Source organism: Sphingomonas epibiotica, from assembly GCF_039615155.1.
Lineage (GTDB): Bacteria > Pseudomonadota > Alphaproteobacteria > Sphingomonadales > Sphingomonadaceae > Sphingomonas.
In genome coordinates this window covers 1-1,026 of the sequence record NZ_JBDGHY010000031.1, presented here as the reverse complement: position 1 = coordinate 1,026, position 1,026 = coordinate 1, and the positions used below count along the sequence as shown (strand labels likewise).

1 pseudogene is annotated in these 1,026 nt (G+C 62.9%); it reads left to right on the top strand.

What is annotated here, in order from left to right:
- A pseudogene (locus AAIO73_RS20140) lies at positions 1–1,026 on the top strand (IS3 family transposase); the annotation flags it as partial.

The window sequence follows — 1,026 nt, the reverse complement described above, 5'->3', positions numbered from 1 at the left end:
CCAGATCACCGAGCGCGGGTATCCGGTAGCGGAGGTCTCGCAGCGGCTCGGGGTCAGTGCGCACTCGCTGTATGCGTGGAAGCGGCAGCTGGCGAAGGTCGTATCCGGCGATGCCGGCAAGGATGCCGAGATCCGTCAGCTGAAGCGCGAGTTGGCTCGGGTAACCGAGGAGCGCGACATCCTAAAAAAAGCCACCGCGTATTTCGCTCGGGATGCAAAGTGAGATACGCGTTCATTGCCGAGCATTGTGATCACTTTGGCGTGCGGGCAATGTGCCGCTGCCTCGCCGTGCAGCCCAGCGGTTTCTATGCTTGGCAGAAGAGCCCGCTGAGCCAGCGGGCTCGGGAAGATGCTCGGCAAACGGAGCTACTGCGGCGGGCTTGGCACGACAGTGGCATGGTCTATGGCTACCGCAAGCTGCACGACGACCTGCTGGATCACGGCGAAACCTGCTGCCCGAACCGGGTTGCCAGATTGGCCAGGCTGGCGGGCATCAAGGCGCAGATCGGCTATAAGCGCCGGCCCGGCAGCCATGGCGGCAAGCCGTCCCTGGCGGTCGACAACATGCTGGGCCGCCAATTCGATGTCGCTGCGCCAGACCGGGCCTGGGTGACGGACATCACCTACATTCGCACCCTGGAAGGCTTCGCCTATTTGGCGGTCGTGATCGATCTGTATTCCCGCCGCGTGGTGGGCTGGTCGATGCAGAGCCGACAGACCACCGATGTGGTGCTGCAGGCGCTGCATATGGCGGTATGGCGGCGCAAGCCGAAGCAACGGGTGCTGATCCACTCCGACCAGGGCTCGCAATTCACCAGCATGGAGTGGGCTGCCTTCATCCGGGCTCACAATCTTGAGCACTCGATGAGCCGACGCGGCAACTGCCATGACAATGCCGTCGCCGAGAGCTTCTTCTCCTCGCTCAAGCGCGAGCGCATCCGGCGCTGCACCTATAAAACCCGCGAGGAAGCCCGGCAGGTCGTGTTCGATTACGTCGAGATGTTCTACAACCCTGTACGCAAGCAG